Source organism: Streptomyces sp. HUAS YS2 (genome assembly GCF_033343995.1).
Taxonomy (GTDB): domain Bacteria; phylum Actinomycetota; class Actinomycetes; order Streptomycetales; family Streptomycetaceae; genus Streptomyces; species Streptomyces solicathayae.
This window is the reverse complement of record NZ_CP137573.1, coordinates 4955488-4977529: the sequence shown is the minus strand read 5'-3', so window position 1 is coordinate 4977529 and position 22042 is coordinate 4955488. Positions and strand designations below refer to the sequence as shown.

Below are 22042 nucleotides of genomic sequence, written 5' to 3'. Positions count from 1 at the left end.
AGGCACCGGGTACGAACAGGACGGCCCCCGGCGCCCGCGCCGCAGCGCGTGCACCGGGGGCCGTCCCCGCGGTCGGGACAGGACTACTTCTTGTCCTTGCCGCCCTTGTCCTTGTCTCCGCCACCGGCGCCCATGGACTCGTAGATCTCCTTGCACATCGGACAGACCGGGTACTTCTTGGGGTCGCGCCCCGGCACCCAGACCTTGCCGCACAGTGCCACCACGGGAGTGCCGTCGAGGGCACTCGCCATGATCTTGTCCTTCTGGACGTAGTGGGCGTAGCGCTCGTGGTCGCCGTCACCGTGGGACACCTGCGGCGTCGGCTCGACGAGGGTTCCCGTACCTGCCCCGCGCTCGGGCTCGAGAGTGCTCATGGGTCCCAAGAGTACTGAAACGTGGCGGCTTCAGTTCAGCGACGGGTCGTCCGGGTAGGTGGCGACGATGGCGAGCTCGCCGCGCTGGCGGCGCAGCACCGCGCGCCACAGGGTCTCCGGGTGCGGGGCGGAGACGTCGCCGGGTTCGGACTCGACGACGTACCAGGCGCCCTCCGCGAGCTCGCGCTCCAGCTGGCCCGGGCCCCAGCCCGCGTAGCCGGCGAAGATCCGGAGCGAGCCGAGGGCGGCGGCGAGCAGTTCCGGCGGGGCCTCCAGGTCGACCAGGCCGATCGCCCCGTACACCCGGCGCCAGCCGAGCGGGCCCTCGTCGCCGGGGATGACGGCGACGCCGAGCGCGGCGTCGAGGGAGACCGGGCCGCCCTGGAAGACGACCCCGGGCTCGCCGGCCAGCGGCGCCCAGGACTCCAGGATGTCACCGACGGTGACGGGGGTGGGCCGGTTCAGGACCACGCCGAGGGAGCCCTCGTCGTCGTGGTCGAGCAGCAGCACGACCGCGCGGTCGAAGTTCGGGTCCGTCAGCGCGGGCGTGGCGACGAGCAGCCGTCCTGTGAGCGAGGACACCTCGGTCATGCGAGACATGATCCCGCATCTCGGCCCGTTGTGGGGGCCCGGCGGCCGGACCGGGACGGGGCCGCAGGTGAGGCCCGGAGTGTCCGATGTCCGGAGAACGACCCGCACGCAAACGGACGGTGACACTCCGCAAGCTCGGGCGAACAGAGGGTGTTGTGCCGAATTCATTACATCTGCGTGGCCGCCTCGCCCTTACAAGAAGGGGGTACTCGGCCCTTACTCTTTTCCCTGGCCCTGCCCGAGCTCCCCCTCGCCATCACTGGGGGGACCACCTCCGGAACGCGAGATTCATGACCGGCACAGACGATGTCCTGCTTGTCCACGGCGGAACCCCGCTCGAGGGCGAGATCCGCGTCCGCGGCGCGAAGAACCTCGTGCCCAAGGCGATGGTCGCCGCCCTGCTCGGCAGCGAGCCGAGCCGACTGCGCAACGTGCCCGACATCCGCGACGTGCGTGTGGTGCGCGGACTCCTCCAGTTGCACGGGGTGACGGTCCGCCCCGGCGACGAGCCGGGCGAGCTGGTGCTCGACCCCACCCACGTCGAATCCGCGAACGTCGCCGACATCGATGCCCACGCGGGCTCGTCGCGCATCCCGATCCTGTTCTGCGGTCCGCTGCTGCACCGCCTCGGTCACGCCTTCATCCCGGGCCTGGGCGGCTGTGACATCGGCGGCCGGCCGATCGACTTCCACTTCGACGTGCTGCGACAGTTCGGCGCGACCATCGAGAAGCGCGCGGACGGCCAGTACCTGGAGGCCCCGCAGCGGCTGCGCGGCACCAAGATCCGGCTGCCGTACCCCTCGGTCGGCTCGACCGAGCAGGTGCTGCTCACGGCCGTCCTGGCGGAGGGCGTCACCGAGCTGTCCAACGCGGCGGTGGAGCCGGAGATCGAGGACCTGATCTGCGTCCTGCAGAAAATGGGCGCGATCATCTCCATGGACACCGACCGGACGATCCGGATCACCGGTGTCGACAAGCTCGGCGGCTACACCCACCGCGCCCTGCCGGACCGCCTGGAGGCGGCGTCCTGGGCGTCGGCGGCGCTGGCGACCGAGGGCGACATCTACGTGCGCGGCGCGCAGCAGCGCTCGATGATGACCTTCCTGAACACGTACCGGAAGGTCGGCGGCGCCTTCGAGATCGACGACGAGGGCATCCGCTTCTGGCACCCGGGCGGCCAGCTGAAGTCGATCGCCCTGGAGACGGACGTGCACCCCGGCTTCCAGACCGACTGGCAGCAGCCGCTGGTGGTCGCGCTGACGCAGGCGACGGGTCTGTCGATCGTGCACGAGACGGTGTACGAGTCCCGGCTCGGCTTCACGTCCGCGCTGAACCAGATGGGCGCGCACATCCAGCTGTACCGCGAGTGCCTGGGCGGCTCGGACTGCCGTTTCGGCCAGCGCAACTTCCTGCACTCGGCGGTCGTGTCCGGCCCCACGAAGCTGCAGGGCGCCGACCTGGTCATCCCGGACCTCCGCGGCGGCTTCTCGTACCTGATCGCCGCCCTGGCGGCCCAGGGCACGTCGCGGGTCCACGGCATCGACCTGATCAACCGCGGCTACGAGAACTTCATGGACAAGCTGGTGGAGCTCGGCGCGAAGGTGGAGCTGCCGGGCAGCAGCCTGGTGTAGCGGACACGGAACGGCCGCCCGGCCCCCAGGACCCCGGCTGGGGGTCCGGGGGTCACCCCCCGGGAAGACACAGCATGGACAAGCTGGTGGAGCTCGGCGCGAAGGTGGAGCTGCCGGGCAGCAGCCTGGTGTAGCGCGGCGGGCCTGAGAGGGCCTCAGGATCGACGAAAGGGCCGGCCCCCACCCACTCGGGTGGGGGCCGGCCCTTTCGGGCTTCGTACGGGCGTACACGCGTACGACGAAGGGCGGCCACCCCCTGACAGGGTGGCCGCCCTTCCAAGCTGCCTGGAGGCGCTTACTTGCCCTTGGCGGCTTCCTTGAGCTTCGAGCCCGCGGAGACCTTCACGCTGTAGCCGGCCGGGATGTCGATCGGGTCGCCGGTCTGCGGGTTACGCGCGGTGCGAGCGGCACGGTGGGTGCGCTCGAAGGTCAGAAAGCCGGGGATGGTGACCTTCTCGTCGCCCTTGGCGACGACCTCGCCGACGGTCTCGGCGAGAGCGGCCAGCACGGCGTCGGCGTCCTTGCGGGTCACCTCGGCGCGGTCGGCCAGGGCGGCCACCAGCTCACTGCGGTTCATGTTCTTACTCCCGTGTTCTTCTTGCCTGTGAGGCGGGCCACGCGGCGGAGCCGCATGTTGGGCACAGCGAAGCCGATGCTGCCAGGGCCCTCGGACAGTCCCCGGACCCGGGTCTGCGGTCAGACCCTCGCGCCCGAATAGGCATCCTGCCCCCACCAGCGGCGGGAACGCCAATCCGGAACCCTCCGGGGTCACACGAAAAGCGCCAGAGGCCCTTCACGATGACGTTGCGTCGACTCCGCGGAAACGCTGCGGAGCCGAACAGCAACCCTAGAGGCGGGTTTACGGTGCGGCGACTCGCGACGCGCCGTCAGAGCCCGTTCGACGAGGCGTCGGTCCCCGAGCCGGCGGCCTTCGCGGCGGTGCGCACCGCGCCCGCGACCGCGCCGGCCACCTTGTCGTTGAAGACCGACGGGATGATGTAGTTCGGGTTCAGCTCGTCCTCGGTGACGACGTCCGCGAGGGCGGTCGCCGCCGCCAGCATCATGTCCGTGTTCACCGTGCGGGACTGCGCGTCCAGCAGGCCGCGGAAGACGCCGGGGAAGACCAGCACGTTGTTGATCTGGTTCGGGAAGTCCGAACGGCCGGTGGCCACGACGGCCGCGGTCTGACGGGCCGCGGCCGGGTCGACCTCCGGGTCCGGGTTCGCGAGCGCGAACACGATCGCGCCTTCGGCCATGGCCGCCACGTCCTCCGCGCCGAGCAGGTTCGGGGCCGAGACGCCGATGAACACGTCCGCGCCGACGACGGCCTGCTTGAGGGTGCCGGTGACGCCCTCCGGGTTGGTGTTGTCGGCGATCCAGCGCAGCGGCGAGTCGACCGACGCGTCCACCAGGTCCTCGCGGCCCGCGTGCACGACGCCGTGGATGTCGGCGACGACGGCGTGCTTCACACCCGCCGCGAGGAGCAGCTTCAGGATGGCCGTACCGGCCGCGCCCGCACCGGACATGACGACCCGTACGTCGCCGATGCCCTTGCCGACCACGCGCAGCGCGTTGGTCAGCGCGGCGAGCACGACGATGGCGGTGCCGTGCTGGTCGTCGTGGAAGACGGGGATGTCGAGGGCCTCGCGCAGCCGGGCCTCGATCTCGAAGCAGCGCGGCGCGGAGATGTCCTCCAGGTTGATGCCGGCGAAGCCCGGGGCGATGGCTTTCACGATCGCGACGATCTCGTCGGTGTCCTGGGTGTCCAGGCAGAGCGGCCAGGCGTCGATGCCGGCGAAGCGCTTGAACAGGGCCGCCTTACCCTCCATGACCGGCAGCGCGGCCTTGGGGCCGATGTTGCCGAGGCCGAGGACGGCGGAGCCGTCGGTGACCACGGCGACCGAGTTGCGCTTGATGGTGAGGCGGCGGGCGTCCTCGGGGTTCTCGGCGATCGCCATGCAGACCCGGGCGACGCCCGGGGTGTAGATCATCGAGAGGTCGTCACGGTTGCGGATGGGGTGCTTGGACGCCATCTCGATCTTGCCGCCGAGGTGCATCAGGAACGTACGGTCGGAGACCTTGCCGAGCGTGACGCCCTCGATGCGGCTGAGCTTCTCGACGATCTCGTCGGCGTGCGTGGTGGAGGTCGCCGCGATGGTGACGTCGATGCGCAGCTTCTCGTGGCCGGAGGCGGTCACGTCGAGGCCGGTGACCGAGCCGCCGGAGGACTCGACCGCGGTGGTGAGCTGGGAGACCGCGGTCCCGCTCGCCGGGACCTCGAGACGGACCGTCATCGAGTACGAGACGCTGGGCGCCGTTGCCATGCCGGGTTCCTCTGCTTTCCCTAGCTTCGTTGCTACGCCGCCCCGGCTGGTTGCCAGGCGGCGCCCTCCGATCGTCGCACCTACCTGCCGGTAGCAGGTAATGCGGTCATTTTGTTTTCGGAAAGTAGTTTCCACCATACGAGAACTAGAGGAAGAACAGAAGAGGCCCCCGTCACCAGCAGGTGACAGGGGCCTCAACTTTGTGCATTTCAACAAACTGTTCAAGTGGCACCGACCCGCCATGCTCGCCTCGCGGCAAGTGGTCCCTCTGAGGGACGAAGGTTGGGCCCGGGGGCTTGGATCGAGCCGGTGCCACAGACAGGCTAACAAACCACCCTGGTAAGTGATTCCTGCGGCGCAGGTTGACCGGAAATCAGTCCCTCAGCAGGTCCGGCACCCCGTCCGCGTCCGGTACGTCCCGGGGCCCGGAGACCACGGTGAGCTGCTGCGTCGCCCGGGTGAGCGCCACGTACAGCACCCGCAGGCCGGCCGGGGACTCGTCCGCGATCTCCGCCGGCGAGACGACCACCGTGGCGTCGTACTCCAGGCCCTTGGCCTCCAGGGAACCCAGCGCCACCACCCGGTCGCCCAGGTCGGCGAGGAGCCGGGCGGCCTGCTCGCGGCGGTTCATCGCCACCACGACGCCGACCGTGCCGTCCACCCGCTCCAGCAGCCGGGCCGCCTCCGCGTGCACCGTCCGGGGCAGGGCGTCCCGTTCGGGCACCGCCACGAACCGGGGCTCCACGCCGGTCGAACGGACCGCGCGCGGGGACTCCTTTCCGGGCATCGCCAGCGCCAGGACCTTGGCCGCCAGCTCGGCGATCTCGGCCGGGTTGCGGTAGTTCACGGTCAGCTCGAAGCGGCGCCGAGGCCGGGTGCCCAGCGCCTCGTCACGGGCCTCGGCAGCCTCGTCCGGGGTGGACCAGGAGGACTGGGCCGGGTCGCCGACGACCGTCCAGGTGGCGTGCCGGCCGCGGCGGCCGATCATCCGCCACTGCATGGGCGTCAGGTCCTGCGCCTCGTCGACGATGACGTGCGCGTACTCGGTGCGCTCGGCGGCCAGCCGCTCGGCCCGCTCGCGCTGCGTCTCCTCGCGCACCGGCATCAGCTCCTCCAGGCCGGTGAGCTGGTCCAGCGGGTCGTACTCGCGCTTCTTGCGCGGCCGGGCCGGGGCGCCCAGGAGGGTGTTCAGCTCGTCCAGGAGCGCCACGTCGTGGACCGAGTACGCGTCCCTGCGCAGCGAGCGGGCCAGCCGGCGCACCTCGCCCGGGTTGAGCACCCGGCGGGCCCAGCGGGACAGCCGCTTCTCGTCGGCCATGGCGTCGAGGACCTGCCGCGGGGTGAGCTCGGGCCACCAGGCGTCGAGGAAGGACAGGAAGCTGTCCTCGGTGGAGACGTCCTCGTCGAAGGAGGAACGCAGCTCGGCGGCGAGTTCGGGGTCGCTGTGCCGGGAGCCCGCGCCGGACCTGGAGTACAGGGCGTCGAGCAGCAGCCGGCGGGCGCGCGGGCGCAGCAGGTTGACCGGCGCGGTGCCGCCGAGGACGTTCTCGCGGATCCGCCGGAGGTCGTCGGCCTCCAGCTCCAGGCGCCGCCCGAAGGCGACGACGCGCAGCCGGGTCGGCGTGCCGGCCGGGGCCGCGGGTGCCTCGGGCTCCTCGCCCAGCTCGAGCTGCCCGTCCGCCGGGGCAGCCGCCTGCGCCGGGGCCTCCAGGGCGCCCCTGGCGGCCTTCCGCAGCACCTTGAGCATCCGGGAGGAGCCCTTGATCCGGGCGACCGCCGGCTCGTCGTACGCCGTGGCCTCGACGCCGTCGACGAGCGAGCCGACGGCGCGGATCGCGACCTGGCCCTCCTCGCCGAGCGAGGGCAGCACGCCCTCGGTGTACGAGACGAGCAGCGGCGTCGGGGAGACGATCAGGATGCCGCCCGCGTACCGCCGCCGGTCCTGGTAGAGCAGGTAGGCGGCCCGGTGCAGCGCGACGGCGGTCTTGCCGGTGCCGGGGCCGCCCTCGACGTACGTGACGGACGCGGCGGGCGCGCGGATGACCAGGTCCTGTTCGGCCTGGATGCTGGAGACGATGTCCCGCATGGTGTGGCTGCGGGCCTGGCCGAGCGCGGCCATCAGGGCGCCGTCGCCGATCGCGGGCAGCTCCTCGCCCTCCAGGTACGCGGTCAGCTCGGGGCGCATCAGGTCGTCCTCGACGCCGAGCACCCGGCGGCCCTTGGACCGGATGACCCGGCGGCGCACCACCCGGCCGGGGTCGACCGGGGTGGAGCGGTAGAACGGGGCGGCGGCGGGCGCCCGCCAGTCGATGACGAGCGGGGCGTAGTCGGAGTCGAGGACGCCGATCCGGCCGATGTGCAGGGTCTCGCCGATGTCGGCCGTGTTGTCCGGCCGCAGGGCGTCCTCGGCGGGCTCGACGGAGGTGTACGCGCCGTCCGGGCCCTTCTTGCCGTCCTTGCCGTACAGCAGGTCGATCCGGCCGAAGAGGAAGTCCTCGAACTCGTTGTTGAGCCGGTTGAGGTGGATGCCGGCCCGGAACACCTGGGCGTCGCGCTCGGCGAGCGCGCCGGGCGTGCCGACGTGCCCGCGCTGGGCGGCGTCGTGCATCAGGAACTCCGCCTCGTGGATCTTCTCCTCGAGGCGCCGGTACACCCGGTCCAGATGTTCCTGCTCGACACCGATCTCGCGGTCTCTGACCGTGTCGACCACACCGTCGGCTTCCTGCGCGGCCACCGGGGCCCCCTTCTCAACGTGCACTTGGGCAGCCGTCGAGCGTACGCCACGGTGGCCGTTATGTCAGGCGCCGACCTCCACGAGCCGGTCGCCGTCGAAGGTCCGCACCTCGAAGCGGTCGATCTCGTCCCGGTTCATGGCCGCGCCGCCGTGGACGTACAGCGGGTTCTTCGCGGCCTCGTTCGGGCTGTCCGGGATGCCGTACCCCCATTTGGGGACCGCCCAGGAGGTGACGATCTCCTCCTCCCCCGTCTTGGAGACGGCGACGAGGGTGCACTTCAGCGGACCCTTGACGTTCTTCAGTTCCAGGACCGTATGGGTGCCCCAGCCCTTCTTCTCCATGCCGACGGTGGCGCTGACCTTGGTGGTCGCGTCGGTGGCGGCGATCTTCTCCTCCATGTGGTGGAAGAAGGCGTCCTCGGCGGGGCTGGTGGGGTGCGGGTCGGCGGCGACGTTGTTCCGCCCGTCGCCGTCGCCGGAGGTGGCGACCACGGCCACGGCCGGCCCGCCGATGATCAGCGCGGCGGCCGCGGCGACCAGGTACATGGTCCGCCGGCGACGCTGGGCACGCTTGGCGGCGACCTCGTCGACCAGCCGGTCGAGCAGCTCGGGCCGGGGCGTCACGGGCGGCTCGACGACGGCGGGGCCCGGCGGCGCGGGGCGCGGTGCCGGCGGCCGGGGGGCGAAGGCGTCGAAGGCGTCGTCCGCGTACGGGTCGATGCCCGCCCCGGCGCCGGGGTCGCCGGTGCGCGGTTCGGGGACGGCGGCGGGGCCGGGGCCCTCGGCGAGCATCGCCAGCATCGGGGTCAGCCCGGCGAACTCGTCCAGATGGGCGGCGCACCGGGCGCAGCCGGCGAGGTGGGCCTCGAAGGCCGTGGCGTCCGCGTCGTCGAGCACGCCGAGCACGTACGCGCCGACGGCGTCGTGCGGCGACTCGCGGTCGTGGGCCGGGTCGCTGTCGTACGCGGTCATACCGACACCCCCCTCTCCTCCAGCGCGAGCTTCATCGAACGCAGTGCGTAGAAAACCCGGGACCGCACGGTCCCGCTGGGTATGCCGAGCGTCTCGGCCGCCTCGTTGACGGTACGCCCCTTGAAGTACGTCTCGACCAACACTTCCCGGTGCGCCGGGGTCAAATCGTCGAGTGCGTCGGAGAGGGTCATGAGCCACAGCGCCTTGTCGATCTCGTCCTCCGCGGGCATGACCTCCAGCGGTGACGCGTCGACTTCCTGCGGCCGGGCCTGCCGGCTGCGGTGAGCGTCGATGACGATGCGCCGGGCGACCGTCACCAGCCAGGGTCTGACGGAACCGGTGGCCTGGCCCAGGCTGCCGGCGTTCTTCCAGGCACGGATGAGCGTCTCCTGCACCACGTCCTCGGCGCGCTGGCGGTCGCCGGCGACGAGGCGGAGTACGTAGGCGAGCAGGGGCCCGGCGTGCTCGCGGTACAGCGCCCGCATCAACTCCTCGTCGGGGACGGGGGGCTGAGGACGTGCGGGACTGCCGCGATGCCGGGCCCTGTGCGGACGGTCATCGGCCACGGCGGCATCCTTGCGCACGCTGAACCTCCCGGTCGAGACCCTGTCGGACTGCTGTCCTCCTCCTTTACGCGGGGCTCCGGGATTCTGCTCAACGCGCGGCGGAATTTCTTTTCGCGGGGTGCCGGCGGCGGTGCCGGGCGACGCGTTCGCGGTTGCCGCACACCTCGCTGGAGCACCAGCGGCGGCGGTGTCCGCGGGAGGTGTCGAGGTAGCAGCGGTGGCAGTCGTCGCTCTCGCACTGGCGCAGCAGGGCGCGGGCGACGGGGTCGGTGAGCAGGTCGACGGCGTCGCGGGCGACGGCGGCGAGCAGCGCGCGGCACTCGGGTTCGCCGCTCAACACCCGGACGAGCGCCCCGGTTTCGGTGCGGACGGCGCGGGGCGCGGGCGGGGCGGCGGCCGCGGCGAGGGCGTTGAGGCGGTCCAGCGCGACGGGGTCGGGTCCGGCGCCCTGGAGCTGCGCGCGGACCAACGCGGTGACGCAGTCGCCGAGTTCGCGAAAACGGGCGACCCAGCGGGCGTCCAGGCCGTGCAGCGGGGTGGTGCCGGGGACCAGGCCCTCGGCGTGCAGCCAGCGGTCGAGGGCGTCGGCGCGGTCGGGCGGCTGGGCGGCCAGGTCGAGGCAGATCCGTCCGGCGTCGATCCGTACGGGGGGACCGGCGAGCACGGTCATGTCCCTGTCACCACCTCGCGGTCGGGGGACGGTCGGGGTGCCGCCACCAGAGTGCCCACGCGGGGCGCGGCCGACTAGGGGTGCGGCGGAGGATCGTCGTGCAGGATCCGCTGGAACAGGTGATGGTCGCGCCACGCGCCGTCGATGTGCAGGTAGTTCGGCGCGGTACCGATCCGCTCGAAGCCGGACTTGGCGAGCACGCGCTGGGAGGCGTGGTTGTCGAGCATCGTGCACGCCTCGATCCGGTGCAGCCCCAGCTCCTCGCGGGCGCCCCGGCACACCTCCGCGACCAGCTGGGTGGCGACGCCCTGCCCGGCGTACGCGGGGTCCACCCAGTACCCGAGGGAGGCGCTGCGGAACGGCCCTTCGACGATGCCGGAGAGCGTGGCCAGGGCGACGATCGCGTCCCCGTCCACGGCGACCCAGCGTTCCCCGCCGTCCGTGAGCCGCTCGGCCTGCCCCTCGGCGGTGTAGTACCGCTCGGCCCGGTAGGGCTCCCAGGGGCGCAGATACTCCCGGATGCGCAGCAGCGCGGCGGCGAGGGCGTGGGCGTCGGAGGGAGCGGTGGCGCCGGAGGGCACGACGGCGGGACGTATGTGGATCACCCGACCACCGTAGACGCCCGCGTATGGAACGTGGACGGAAATCCATGGTCCCGGGGGCGGCCGCCCGATTGACTGTGCCCATGACAGAAAACAGGGGCGGGACGGGACGGGGCGCCGTGCTCGGCGTGGCGACGGCGATGACGGGACTGGTCGCGGGGGTGTGGCTGGCCTATGTGTGCTCGGTGATGCCGGCACTGGCGCGCAGCGACGACAAGACCTTCGTCGAGGTGATGCGGAACATCAACGACGTGATCCAGAACCCGGTGTTCTTCACGCCGTTCTTCGGCGCGCTGATCCTCACCGGGGTCGCGGCCTGGCAGCAGCGCCGTACCCCGGCGAAGGGCTGGGTGATCGCGGCGCTGGTGCTGTACGTCGCGGTCTTCGTGGTCACCTCGGCGGTCAACGTCCCGCTGAACGACGCCCTCGCGGCGGCCAAGGACATCACCAAGGCCCGTACGGACTTCGAGTCCCCGTGGGTCGCCTGGAACACGGTCCGCCTGGTGCTGACGGTGCTCGGCTTCGGCTGCCTGCTGCGGGCGATGGCCCTGCGGGAGCGGTGAGCGGCGAGCGCTGAGGGGGCGGGGACGCAGGGACGGGCAGGGGCCGGTGATCGCCGGCCCCTGCCCGTCGCTCAGAGCGCTTCCGCGTCCGCGTACTTCTCCTCCGCCGGGGTGTCCAGGGCCAGCCGGTAGCCGCGCTTGACGACCGTCTGGATCAGCTTCGGCGCGCCCAGGGCGGTACGGAGCCGGGCCATCGCCGTCTCCACCGCGTGCTCGTCACGGCCCGCGCCGGGCAGCGCGCGCAGCAGATCGGCCCGCGAGACGACCCAGCCGGGACGCCGCGCCAGGGCGCCGAGCAGCGCCATCCCGGCCGGCGGGACCGGTCGCAACTCCCCGTCCACGAGGACCGCGTGACCGCGGATCTCCACGCTGCGGCCGGCCACCGGGAGCGTCCGGGCCCGGGACGGCAGCTCCCGGCAGAGCAGTTGCACCAGCGGCCCGAGCCGGAACCGCTCCGGCTGGAGCGTGTCGATCCCCTGGGCCTGGAGCGGCAGCGCGGTGACCGGCCCCACGCAGACCGCCAGCACGTCGTGCCGCAGCGCCGCGAGCAGCTCCGGCAGCGCGCCCCGGTACTCGGCCCGGGTCAGCAGCGAGACCGCCGCAGGGGCGCTGGTGAAGGTGACCGCGTCCAGCGTGCCGGCCAGCGCCCCGTCGAGGAGCCGGTCGAGCGGCGCGATGTCCTCCGGCGGCATCCACCGGTACACCGGTACGCCGACGACCTCCGCGCCGCCGGCCCGGAGCGCCTCCACGAACCCGGGCAGCGGCTCCCCGTGCAGCTGGAGGGCGATCCGGCGGCCCGCCACACCCTCCGCGAGCAGCCGGTCGAGGACCTCCGCCATGGACTCCGAGGACGGCGACCAGTGCTCCGTCAGCCCGGCCGCCCGCACCGCGCCCTTGACCTTGGGGCCGCGGGCCAGCAGCTCCACGCCCCGCAGGCAGGCCAGGAGTTCGTCCCCGTACCCCCAGCCCTCGGCCGCCTCGACCCAGCCGCGGAAGCCGATCGCCGTGGTGGCGACGACGACGTCCGGGGCGTTGGCGATCAGTTCCTTCGTCGCGGCCAGGAGCTCCGTGTCGTCGGCGAGAGGGACGATCCGCAGTGCCGGCCCGTGCACCACCGCGGCGCCGCGGCGGCGCAGCAGCGCGGACAGCTCGTCCGCGCGCCGCGCCGCCGTGACGCCGACGGTGAACCCCGCGAGGGGCCCCTGCTCTTGCTCGTTCATGGCAGTCGAGCCTGGCGGCACCGCGTGACAGTCTCGGTCCTCCCGCATTTCACCGCCGTTACGGACGTTACGGGCCACTGTGTCGCGGACCACTGCGGCTCACACCCCGGCGTAGCCGCGCTGCGCCTCGGCCTCGGCGGTCTCCGCCGCCTCGGCCGTGTCGGGCACCGTCGCCTGCCGGCGAAGGTATACCGCCCAGGTGACGACCATGCACGCCGCGTAGAAGGCCAGGAAGGCGACGAAGGCGGACGTCCCGGTGCCGGCCGTCTGGAAGGACTGCCGGAAGGCCAGGTTGATGCCGAGCCCGCCGAGCGCCCCGACCGCGCCGATCAGCCCCATGGAGGCCCCGGAGAGCCGGCGGCCGTACGCCTCGGCCTCCTCGCCCGCCAGGCCCTTGCGGTGGCCCTGCGCCAGGAAGATCGCCGGGATCATCTTGTACGTGGAGCCGTTGCCCAGGCCGGAGAGGACGAACAGTCCGATGAAGCCGACGAGGAAGACGGTGAGCGACTCGACCACGGACGCGTAGATCACCACGCCGGTCGACAGGGCCATCGCCGCGAAGGTCGACAGCGTGATCCGCGCGCCGCCGTACTTGTCGGCGAGGGAGCCGCCGACCGGCCGGATCAGCGAGCCGAGCAGCGGGCCGATGAAGGTCAGCGAGGCGGCCTGCAGCGGGGTCCGGCCGAACTGCGTCTGGAGCACCAGGCCGAAGGCGAAGCTGTACCCGATGAAGGAGCCGAACGTGCCGATGTACAGGAAGGCCATGATCCACGTGTGCTTCGCCGACACGGCCTCCTTGACCGCGCCGGTGTCGTTCTTCACCGGGGCCAGGTTGTCCATGAAGAGCGCGGAGCACAACGCGGCGACGACGATCAGCGGGATGTAGACGCCGAGCACGATCCGCGGGTGCGCGGCGCCGGCGGTGCCGATGACCAGCAGGCCGACGAGCTGGACCACGGGCACCCCGATGTTGCCGCCGCCCGCGTTGAGGCCGAGCGCCCAGCCCTTCTTCCGGAGCGGGAAGAAGGCGTTGATGTTGGTCATCGAGGAGGCGAAGTTGCCGCCGCCGACGCCGGTGAGCGCGGCCACCAGCAGGAACGTGTTGTACGAGGTCCCGGGCTCCATCACCGCGTACGCGAAGCCGGTCGGCAGGAGCAGCAGCACCGCGCTGACGATCGTCCAGTTCCGGCCACCGAAGCGGGCGACCGCGAAGGTGTACGGGATGCGGATCAGCGCGCCGACGAAGGTCGCGGTGGCGATCAGGAAGAACTTGCCCGCGGGGTCGATCCCGTACTGCGGCCCCATGAACAGGACCATCACCGACCACAGGCTCCAGATGGAGAAGCCGATGTGCTCGGAGAACACGGAGAACAGCAGGTTGCGCCTGGCGATCCGCTCTCCCTGTTCGTTCCAGAAGACCTCGTCCTCCGGCTCCCACCGTTCGATCCAACGGCCGCCCATCTCGCACCTCCACGGTGTCGGGTCCCAGAGCGTCCAGAGCTCTGGACCTCTCGCACTCCAGAAGGTACGGAGGGCTCGTTTCAGGCCGGTGCCGCGAAGTGACGGGTACGGAACCTTGCTCTCACGCGAACCGGCCGGGCCGTGTGAGACGCCGGGCTCAGGGTGCGGGCGGGCCTGACTCAGGGTGCGGGCGGGCCCGGCTCAGGGTGCGGGCAGCCCGGCTCAGGATGCGGGCAGCCCGGGCTCGCCCTCCGGAAGCCAGGAGCCGGGCGGCCGGTCCAGCCAGCCCTCCCTGGCCCCGATCTCCGCGGCCGCCGCGCGCAGGGCGTCCAGGCCCGGGTGCCGCAGCCCGTCGCGCCACACCATCCACACCGGCGAGAGCGGCACGGGATCGGTCAGCGGCCGCAGCACGCTGCCCGGCATCGGCGGGAAGTCGACGACGGCGAGCACCGGGGTGCGGTTCTTGGCCATCAGGCGGCGGAACTCCTCCTTGCCGACCGCGAGCGGCGCGGGCGGGGCGATGTCGATCCCGCGCCCGGCGAACAGCCGGGCCGCCAGATCCGTCCACTCGGACGTGCGGTCGTTGCCGGCGCCCGCGTAGATGCGCTCCCCGGCGAGCGCGTCGAGGGGGACCTCCGCCAGGCCGGCGAGCGGATGGTCCTCGGGCAAGATCACGGCCATCGGCTCGTACCGGACGAACTGCGCGCCGAGCCGCGCCCGCACCGCCGCGCCGAGCCCGCCGTACCGGCCGAAGGAGACGTCCAGCCGGCCGGCCAGGATCTCCCCGGCGGCCCAGGTCAGTCCGCTCTCGTAGCGGGCCATCAGCTCCTGTTCCGGGGCGCGTTCGCGGGCCCGGGCGAGGACCGCGGCGGTGGCCAGACCCGGGCTGTTGAGGTCGACGAGCAGCGGCCGGGCGTCGGCCCGGAAGGCGTCGGCGAGCGCGTCGTGCGCGGCGAGGACCCGCCGGGCGTGCGGCAGCAGCCGCTCGCCGTCGGGGGTGAGGGAGACCTGACGGGTGGTACGGACGAACAGCTCGGCCCCCAACTCCCGCTCCAGGCGCCGGATGTCCCGACTGAGGGCCTGCTGGGCCACGTACAGCCGGGCGGCGGCGCGGGTGAAGTGCAGTTCGTCGGCGACGGCGGTGAAGGCGCGGAGCAGTCGCGGGTCGAGGTCGGAGGAGGAGGCCACGCGGCATTCAACAACAGGAGTGCGTGAATCGCGATCGATTAGGTGTTGGACCCGCGCGGGGCCCCGCCGCGAACCTTGATCCATGCCGCAGACGACCCTCACCCTGACCCCGCACGGCCCCGCCCTCGCCCCCCGCTACCGCGAGGCCGCCGTGCCGCCCCGCCGGAGCACCAACCCGTACGCGCGGCTGTTCGCCGTCCCGGGCGCGAAGGCGTTCACGGCGGGCAACCTGGTGGCGCGGCTGCCGATGGGCATGTTCGGCGTCTCCGCCGTGATCATGATCGCCGGCCGGTACGACTCGTACGCGCTGGCCGGCTCGGTCACCGCGACCGGACTGGCCGCGACGGCGGTCGTGGCGCCGTGGACGGCGCGGCTCGTCGACCGGTACGGGCAGGCCCGGGTGGCCGTCCCCGCCACCGTCCTGTCCGTCCTGGGCACCCTGTCGATGCTGCTGTGCGTACGAGCGGGGGCACCGGCCTGGACGCTGTTCGTCTGCGCCGTGGCGACCGCGACCGCCCCCAACACCGGCGGGATGTCACGGGCCCGCTGGGCGCACCTCCACCGGGACGACCCGGCCGCCCGGCACACCGCGAACGCCTTCGAGCAGGCCGCGGACGAGCTGTGCTTCATGCTCGGGCCGGTGCTCGCGGCCTTCCTCTGCTCAGCGCTCTTCCCCGAGGCGGGCACGCTGGTGGCCGCGGCGCTGTTCCTCGGCGGGGTGCTGGTCTTCGCCGCGCAGCGCTCGACGGAGCCCCCGGTGGCTCCGCGCACCTCGGCGGGCTCTCCGCTGCGCGCGCCGGGCATGGCGCGGCTGCTCGGCGTCTTCCTGGCGACCGGCGCGGTGTTCGGCTCGATGGAGGTGGTGACGCTGGCCCACGTGGACGGACCGGTGGCCGGCCCGGTCCTGGGGCTCCAGGCGGCCGGGTCGTGCGCGGCGGGACTCGCGTACGGCCGGGTCCGCCGCTCGGCGGGGCTGCCCGCCTGCCTGGCCGCGATGACGGCCCTGATGACGCTTCCGCTGCTCGCCGCCGCGACCGGATCGCTGCTCGCGCTGGCCGGAGCGCTGCTGCTGGCCGGCATGGCGACGGCGCCGACGATGGTGACGGGCATGTCCCAGGTCCAGCGGCTGACCCCGCCGTCCCAGCTCAACGAGGGCATGACGCTCGCGGTGACCGCGCTGCTCGGCGGGATCGCGCTGGGCTCGGCGACGGGCGGCTGGACGGCCGATCACGTGGGAGCGGTGTACGGCTTCGCCATCCCGGCGACGGCGGCGGGAATCGCCCTGCTCCTCGCGGGCACCGCCACGCGCACGGCGAAGGCCCGGCTGCCGTAGCGGCCGGACCTCCTCGCCGTCGTCAGCCGGTGACGTCGACGACGTCCTCGCGGCTCCGGCTCGCGAAGTGCGTGGTGCCGTTGTCGTAGAACTGGGCCTGCCAGGTGCCGTCCGTCTTGGCGGTGAACTTCCTGCTGAAGCCGCCGTCGGCGGCGGTCGTGGTCGAGCCCATGTAGCCGTAGGCGGTGCTGCCGGCGGGCTTGAAGTAGAAGCGCACGGTCTGCGCCCCGTACGGCTGCCAGGTCGTGGAGGACGCGGCGCGCTGCTTGAGCTTGCCGGTGAGGGTGAGGTACTGGCCCTTGAGGACCGGCTCGGGGTTCGCGTTGAACTCCGCGACCGTGGTCACGGTCTTGGTCAGGCGAATGCGCGTGGAGGTCGACCCGGCGAGGTCGGCCTTGCCCGCGTACCGCAGTCGCCAGTAGCCGTCGACGGGCGCGTTCTCCAGCGTGGGCAGGTTGAACCACTTGCCGATGACGGTGTCCACGGTTTTGCGGGTGGACCAGGCGGTGCGGCCGTCGGCCGAGTACTGGAGCTCGACGGTGGCGGGGCCCGGGGCGGCCGATGTGGCGCGCTGGACGAGTATCCCCTCCGCCCACACCTTGCGGTACTTGTCGATGCCGATGCCCTCGTTCGTGAAGGCGGTTCCCGCCGTCACCGTGGCCGTGATGTCGGCGGCTGTGTTGTAGTCGAGCCACGGCTGCTGGTAGCCGGCGCTGGCCTTCCATGTCGAGGACTTCAGGACCCGCGCGGCCTTGCTGAACCGGCCCGCCGCGTCGCTCGTGAACTCGGGCAGGTAGGTGTTGGGGATCGTGATCCTCATCGGCGAGGCGACCGGCCTCTGCGTGCCGTCCTTGGCCGTACGCGTGATGCCACCGCGGATGGTGACGTAGGTGCCGTAGGGGGCGGTCACCGAGCGGGAGTCCTCGTCCAGAACGATCTTCACCTGCTGGCGCTCGACCGTGGGGGCCACGGTGACCGAGCCCGTGCCGTTGGCGGTGGAGACGTGCTTGAGGCTGATCCGGACCGAGTTCGAGCTCTCCGTACCCGCGTAGTCCACCGGCGCGATGAGATGCCCGGCGGCGTCGGTCGAGACCGTCCTGGACTGGCTGCCGAAAGCGACGGTCACCTGCTTGCCGGCGAGCGGGGTGGTCTTCCCGTCGCGAGGGTCGAGGGCGACCAGGTCGGAGGAGACGGTGGTGCTCAGGCTGTCGAGGTTGACCGCCTTGGGCACGGTGGTGTTCTGGAATCGGGCGAGCGCGCGGTAGTCGAGTTCCGCCACGTCCTTGCGCAGGATCGTCTCGCCCTCGGTGCCCTTGTACTCGATGTCCACGGTGTAGAGGCCGAGGTCGGCGAGGCTCAACGGGCCGGACCGGTACCAGTCCTCCATGCAGGAGGTGCTGCAGTCGTTGCTGTACGTGAATTCCGTGACGGTCTGTACCCGGGTCTCGCTGTCCTTCTTGCGGATGTGGGCCACGAAGGCCGGCATGGCGCCCACGGACATGATCTCGATGCCCTCGGCGCCAGCAGAGATGTTTATGCCGCCGACCGGGTCCGCGGCCTGCGCGGTACCGGGTGCGAGCAGGGTGCCGAGAACGGCGGTGGCGGCGACGAGCGCCGCCGAGGTGAACCTCTTCAAGGACTTCTCCCCAGGCAATCATTGATGATCATCTGGTGTGACCCGCCGGGCGGCGCCAGGGTTGTACACATGATCAAACAAACTGGCGAACCGGCATGACAAAGGCCCGGCGGTCGTGAGACCACCGGGCCTGTGCCCACATGGGATGAGTGGAGATGGCGGGAATCGAACCCGCGTCCAACGGTGCGGAACCAGGGCTTCTCCGTGTGCAGTCTGGTACGAGTTTCTCAGCCCTCCGGATCACCCAGACAAGTCCGGAACGGGCTCAGTCACTGTTTGATTTCCTCACCGGCCCCGTGACCGGGTCGGTGAGTTTAGATCCCTTGATGATGCCAGGATCCGGGTCGGGATCACCCCCGGGCTGACACTTCGCAAGTCGCTACTTAGGCAGCGAGGGCGAAGGAATCGCGCTTGGTGTTGGCGATTATTGGTTGCGACATATGGTTTACGAGATCATTGCCGCTTCCTCGACACGCTTCCCCTGCTTCGACATCCGCTGTCGAAACCGATCATCCCCATGTTGATTTTTCAAAGGTCGCACCCGCTGTGAGGTGCAGGGCCCATGGTACGTGACGGGCGGGCACGGTTGCCAGCGTATTAACGCCGCAGCTCAGGCGCCGTCGTCCGGCGTCGTCGTCCGGCGTCGCGGCTCGGGCCGTGGCTCGGGCCGTGGCTCAGGCGTCGCGGCTCAGGCCTGGGCCGCCCGCTGGCGCCGCTTCGCCGCCGCGATCGCGCGGTTCGTCTCGCGGGTGTCCTGCTTCTCCCGCAGGGTCTGCCGCTTGTCGTACTCCTTCTTTCCCTTGGCCAGCGCGATCTCGCACTTCACGCGGCCGTTCAGGAAGTACAGCGCGAGGGGCACGATCGTGTGACCCGTCTCCTGGGACTTCGACTCCAGCTTGTCGATCTCCGCGCGGTGCAGCAGCAGCTTGCGCTTCCGCTTCGCGTGGTGGTTGGTCCAGCTGCCCTGCATGTACTCGGGCACGTGGATGTTGTGCAGCCACGCCTCGTGGCCGTCGATCTGGACGAAGCCGTCCACCAGGGAGGCCCGGCCCATCCGCAGCGACTTCACCTCGGTGCCCATGAGGACCACACCGCACTCGTACGTGTCGAGGATGTGGTAGTCGTGGCGCGCCTTCTTGTTCTGCGCGATGAGCTTGCGCTCCGGCCCCTTCTCGGGGGTCTTCTTCTTTGCAGGGGTGCCCTGCACGTTCACGAGTCCCTTTGCCATAGTGCAGTCATTTTCGCACTACGACCCACCCCTGAGGCCACTCAATACCGTCCGGGCCCGCTTCTCCGCCGGTTCGCCCGCTCCGTCCCCGACGGTCAGGTCCGGGACGATGCCCCGGCCGTCCACGCCGTGTCCGGCGGGAGTGCGGTAGTGACCGACGGTGAGCTCGGCGACCGAGCCGCCGGGGAGGGCGCTGGGCATCTGCACGGAGCCCTTGCCGAAGGTGCGGGAACCGACCGTGACGGCCCGGCCGCGGTCCTGGAGGGCGCCGGTCAGCAGCTCGGCCGCGCTCATCGTGCCGCCGTCGATCAGCGCGACCACGGGTCTGTGGGTGTCGCCGCCGCTCTCCGCGTAGACCGCACGCTGTTCGCCTTCCACGTCGTACGTGGCGACCAGGCCGCCGTCGAGGAAGGCGGAGGCGGCCACCGCGGCCTCGGAGACCAGGCCGCCGGAGTTGCCGCGCAGGTCGAGCAGGACGCCGGCACCGGCCGGGGCGGCCCGTACGGCCTCCCGGACCCGCTCGCCCGCACCCTTGGTGAAGGCGGCGACGCGGATCAGCACCGCGCCGTCGTCGAGCCGCTGGACGGTGACCGGCTCGGTCGCGAGCCGGACCCGGTACAGCGTCGCCGTCCAGACCGCCCGGCCGCGCTCCACGCCGAGGGCGACGGCCGAACCGGAGACGCCGTCGCCGCGCAGCAGGGACACGACCTCGGAGACGGAGAGCCCGTCCACCGGCCGGCCGTCGATGCTGCGCAGCCGGTCGCCGGCCTGGAGCCCGGCGCGCCCGGCGGGGCCCTCGGCCCGTACCCGGGCCACCTCGACGCGCCCGTCGGCGGTGCGGCGGGCGGAGAGGCCGACACCGGTGTACGTACCGTCGAGGGCCTGCTCGAACTCCTCGTACTCCCGCCGGTCGTACACCGCGCCCCAGCGGTCGCCGCTGCGGCTGACGAACTCCTCCGCGGCCTGCGTCCCCGACTTCCCGTCGGCGATCGCCTCGGCGGCGGCCGCGGAGAGCGCCCGGCGGTCGACGGTGGCCCCGGCGGGGCGGGCGGCCTCGCTCAGGGCACGCGGCTCGTCGGGCTTCTCGCGCGGCAGCGAGTCGGTGACCACGGCGGCGGCGAGCACCCCGGCGAAGACCAACGTCAGAGCGGCCCCGGCGCCGCGGCGACGGGGCCTGCGACAGGATCCGGGGCCCAACATGCCGCCCACTCTAGGACAAGCGAAGAGCGCCGTACGGCTGTTGGCCGTACGGCGCTCGGGTGTTCGCGCGGTGCTCGTCACACCTTGAGGTACTTGCGCAGGGCGACGAAGGCGGCCATGGCGGGCATCAGCAGACCGATGGCGATGACCAGCGGCAGCTTGGCCAGCACGGCGTCCCAGCCGATGAAGTTGACCAGCTGCATCTTGTCGGCGAGCGCGAGGCCGTGGTCGATCAGGAAGTACCGGCCGACCAGCAGCATCACGCAGGCCACCGCGCCGCCGAGGAGTCCGGCGAAGGCGGCCTCCATGATGAACGGCATCTGGATGTAGAAGCTGGACGCGCCGACCAGCCGCATGATGCCGGTCTCTCGGCGGCGGCTGAAGGCCGAGACGCGCACCGTGTTGACGATGAGCATGAGCGCGATGATGAGCATCAGGCCCATGACGCCGAGTGCGGCGACGTTCATGCCGTTCATCAGGTCGAACAGGTTCTGCAGGATGTTCCGCTGGTCCTGGACGGACTGCACGCCGTCGCGGCCGGCGAAGGCCGTCGCGACGACCTTGTACTTCTCCGGGTCCTTGAGCTTGACCCGGAAGGACTCCTGCATCTGGTCCGGGGTGATGGTGGCGGCGATCGGCGTGTCGCCGTACTGCTCCTTGTAGTGCTTGTACGCCTCGTCGGCGGACTCCTTGTGCACCGTCTCGACGAGGTCCATCTTCTTCAGATCGGCCTCGATCTGCTCCTTCTGCTGACCGGTGACGGCGCCCTTGGCGCACTTCGGCGTGGTGGCCGCGTCACTCTTGTTGCAGAGGAAGATGGAGACGTTGACCTTGTCGTACCAGTAGTCCTTCATCGTGCTGACCTGCTCGCGCATGAGCAGCGCACCGCCGAACAGGGCGAGCGAGAGGGCTACGGAGACGATCACGGCGAAGGTCATCGTCAGGTTGCGCCGGAGGCCGACGCCGATCTCGGAGAGCACGAACTGAGCGCGCATGGCTGTGTTTTCCCCTACCCGCTCAGTGCTGGTATCCGTAGACGCCGCGTGCCTGGTCGCGCACGAGACGCCCACCTTCGAGCTCGATGACGCGCTTGCGCATCTGGTCGACGATGTTCTGGTCGTGGGTCGCCATGACGACGGTGGTCCCTGTCCTGTTGATGCGGTCGAGCAGTTTCATGATGCCGACGGAGGTCTGCGGGTCCAGGTTGCCGGTCGGCTCGTCCGCGATCAGCAGCATCGGCCGGTTGACGAACGCCCGGGCGATGGCGACGCGTTGCTGCTCACCGCCGGACAACTCGCCGGGCATCCGGTCCTCCTTGCCGCCGAGACCGACCAGGTCGAGGACCTGCGGGACGGCCTTGCGGATCTCGCCGCGCGGCTTGCCGATGACCTCCTGGGCGAAGGCCACGTTCTCGGCGACGGTCTTGTTGGGCAGCAGGCGGAAGTCCTGGAAGACGGTGCCGAGCTGGCGCCGCATGTGCGGCACCTTCCAGTTGGAGAGCCGGGCGAGGTCCTTGCCGAGGACGTGCACCTGGCCGTGGCTGGCGCGCTCCTCGCGCAGGATCAGCCGAAGGAAGGTCGACTTTCCGGAGCCGGACGAACCGACGAGGAAGACGAACTCGCCCTTCTCGATCTCCAGGGAGACATCCCGGAGCGCGGGGCGATTCTGCTTCGGATAGGACTTGGAGACGCTGTCGAATCGGATCACGGGTGCACCACGGTCGGCCGGGAGTATGGGTGTGCGTGACAC

Annotated in this window: 20 protein-coding genes and 1 other RNA gene; 3 read left to right on the top strand and 18 right to left on the bottom strand. The window is 71.5% G+C overall.

Annotated elements, in window-relative coordinates; translation table 11 throughout:
* Positions 1 to 83: 83 nt before the first annotated feature.
* Both R2D22_RS23045 and R2D22_RS23040 read right to left on the bottom strand, forming a co-directional pair.
* Positions 84 to 374: a DUF3039 domain-containing protein gene (locus tag R2D22_RS23045; RefSeq protein WP_318106551.1), complete on the bottom strand. Its 291-nt coding sequence runs from the start codon at positions 372 to 374 to the stop codon at positions 84 to 86.
* A 30-nt stretch (positions 375 to 404) separates the two neighbouring features.
* On the bottom strand, positions 405 to 965 hold the full coding sequence (locus R2D22_RS23040; protein ID WP_318106550.1) for a YqgE/AlgH family protein: 561 nt from the start codon (positions 963 to 965) through the stop codon (positions 405 to 407).
* Positions 966 to 1255: 290 nt separating this feature from the next.
* On the opposite strand from R2D22_RS23040, the gene murA reads away from it, so the two are divergent.
* Positions 1256 to 2596 (top strand): UDP-N-acetylglucosamine 1-carboxyvinyltransferase, encoded by a 1341-nt coding sequence (gene murA, locus R2D22_RS23035; protein ID WP_318106549.1) that lies wholly within the window; start codon positions 1256 to 1258, stop codon positions 2594 to 2596.
* Positions 2597 to 2891: 295 nt separating this feature from the next.
* On the opposite strand, the gene R2D22_RS23030 is transcribed toward murA, so the two are convergent.
* The 7 genes from R2D22_RS23030 to R2D22_RS23000 form a co-directional block, all read right to left on the bottom strand.
* Positions 2892 to 3173, bottom strand: coding sequence for an HU family DNA-binding protein (locus tag R2D22_RS23030; RefSeq protein ID WP_015033921.1), 282 nt, complete (start codon positions 3171 to 3173; stop codon positions 2892 to 2894).
* A gap of 310 nt (positions 3174 to 3483) precedes the next feature.
* Complete coding sequence (locus R2D22_RS23025; protein WP_318106548.1) at positions 3484 to 4920, bottom strand: NAD-dependent malic enzyme; 1437 nt, start codon at positions 4918 to 4920, stop codon at positions 3484 to 3486.
* 373 nt (positions 4921 to 5293) lie between these two features.
* A complete protein-coding gene (locus tag R2D22_RS23020) occupies positions 5294 to 7654 on the bottom strand; it encodes a HelD family protein (protein WP_318106547.1) in 2361 nt (786 codons plus the stop codon).
* A 63-nt stretch (positions 7655 to 7717) separates the two neighbouring features.
* Entirely contained in the window at positions 7718 to 8626 is a 909-nt protein-coding gene (locus R2D22_RS23015) for a zf-HC2 domain-containing protein (RefSeq protein ID WP_318106546.1), read from the bottom strand.
* The gene (locus R2D22_RS23010) at positions 8623 to 9210 is read right to left on the bottom strand and encodes a sigma-70 family RNA polymerase sigma factor (RefSeq protein WP_318106545.1); all 588 of its coding nucleotides are present in this window, start codon (positions 9208 to 9210) and stop codon (positions 8623 to 8625) included. The genes R2D22_RS23015 and R2D22_RS23010 overlap by 4 nt, the downstream gene beginning before the upstream one ends.
* A gap of 70 nt (positions 9211 to 9280) precedes the next feature.
* Positions 9281 to 9862, bottom strand: a complete 582-nt coding sequence (locus tag R2D22_RS23005; RefSeq protein WP_318106544.1) for an ABATE domain-containing protein — start codon at positions 9860 to 9862, stop codon at positions 9281 to 9283.
* Positions 9863 to 9936: 74 nt separating this feature from the next.
* Positions 9937 to 10467, bottom strand: a complete 531-nt coding sequence (locus tag R2D22_RS23000; RefSeq protein WP_318106543.1) for a GNAT family N-acetyltransferase — start codon at positions 10465 to 10467, stop codon at positions 9937 to 9939.
* 80 nt (positions 10468 to 10547) lie between these two features.
* On the opposite strand from R2D22_RS23000, the gene R2D22_RS22995 reads away from it, so the two are divergent.
* On the top strand, positions 10548 to 11027 hold the full coding sequence (locus tag R2D22_RS22995; protein ID WP_318106542.1) for an anthrone oxygenase family protein: 480 nt from the start codon (positions 10548 to 10550) through the stop codon (positions 11025 to 11027).
* Positions 11028 to 11098: 71 nt separating this feature from the next.
* Here R2D22_RS22995 and R2D22_RS22990 read toward each other — a convergent pair whose 3' ends face one another.
* The 3 genes from R2D22_RS22990 to R2D22_RS22980 form a co-directional block, all read right to left on the bottom strand.
* Positions 11099 to 12247, bottom strand: a complete 1149-nt coding sequence (locus R2D22_RS22990; protein ID WP_318106541.1) for a uroporphyrinogen-III synthase — start codon at positions 12245 to 12247, stop codon at positions 11099 to 11101.
* Positions 12248 to 12346: 99 nt separating this feature from the next.
* Positions 12347 to 13708, bottom strand: a complete 1362-nt coding sequence (locus R2D22_RS22985; protein ID WP_318106540.1) for a nitrate/nitrite transporter — start codon at positions 13706 to 13708, stop codon at positions 12347 to 12349.
* A 222-nt stretch (positions 13709 to 13930) separates the two neighbouring features.
* Positions 13931 to 14896, bottom strand: coding sequence for a LysR family transcriptional regulator (locus R2D22_RS22980; protein ID WP_318106539.1), 966 nt, complete (start codon positions 14894 to 14896; stop codon positions 13931 to 13933).
* Positions 14897 to 14978: 82 nt separating this feature from the next.
* On the opposite strand from R2D22_RS22980, the gene R2D22_RS22975 reads away from it, so the two are divergent.
* Complete coding sequence (locus R2D22_RS22975; protein ID WP_318106538.1) at positions 14979 to 16229, top strand: MFS transporter; 1251 nt, start codon at positions 14979 to 14981, stop codon at positions 16227 to 16229.
* A gap of 22 nt (positions 16230 to 16251) precedes the next feature.
* On the opposite strand, the gene R2D22_RS22970 is transcribed toward R2D22_RS22975, so the two are convergent.
* From R2D22_RS22970 to ftsE, 6 genes are all read right to left on the bottom strand, one after another.
* On the bottom strand, positions 16252 to 17865 hold the full coding sequence (locus tag R2D22_RS22970; protein ID WP_318106537.1) for a hypothetical protein: 1614 nt from the start codon (positions 17863 to 17865) through the stop codon (positions 16252 to 16254).
* 147 nt (positions 17866 to 18012) lie between these two features.
* Positions 18013 to 18382, bottom strand: a transfer-messenger RNA (tmRNA) gene (gene ssrA / locus R2D22_RS22965).
* Positions 18383 to 18553: 171 nt separating this feature from the next.
* Entirely contained in the window at positions 18554 to 19093 is a 540-nt protein-coding gene (gene smpB, locus R2D22_RS22960) for an SsrA-binding protein SmpB (RefSeq protein WP_318106536.1), read from the bottom strand.
* Between the two features lie 18 nt (positions 19094 to 19111).
* Positions 19112 to 20293: a S41 family peptidase gene (locus R2D22_RS22955; RefSeq protein WP_318106535.1), complete on the bottom strand. Its 1182-nt coding sequence runs from the start codon at positions 20291 to 20293 to the stop codon at positions 19112 to 19114.
* 77 nt (positions 20294 to 20370) lie between these two features.
* Positions 20371 to 21288 carry a permease-like cell division protein FtsX gene (gene ftsX / locus R2D22_RS22950; protein ID WP_318106534.1) on the bottom strand — a complete coding sequence of 306 codons (918 nt, stop codon included), beginning with the start codon at positions 21286 to 21288 and terminating at the stop codon, positions 20371 to 20373.
* 22 nt (positions 21289 to 21310) lie between these two features.
* Positions 21311 to 22000, bottom strand: coding sequence for a cell division ATP-binding protein FtsE (gene ftsE, locus R2D22_RS22945; RefSeq protein WP_318106533.1), 690 nt, complete (start codon positions 21998 to 22000; stop codon positions 21311 to 21313).
* Positions 22001 to 22042 lie beyond the last annotated feature (42 nt).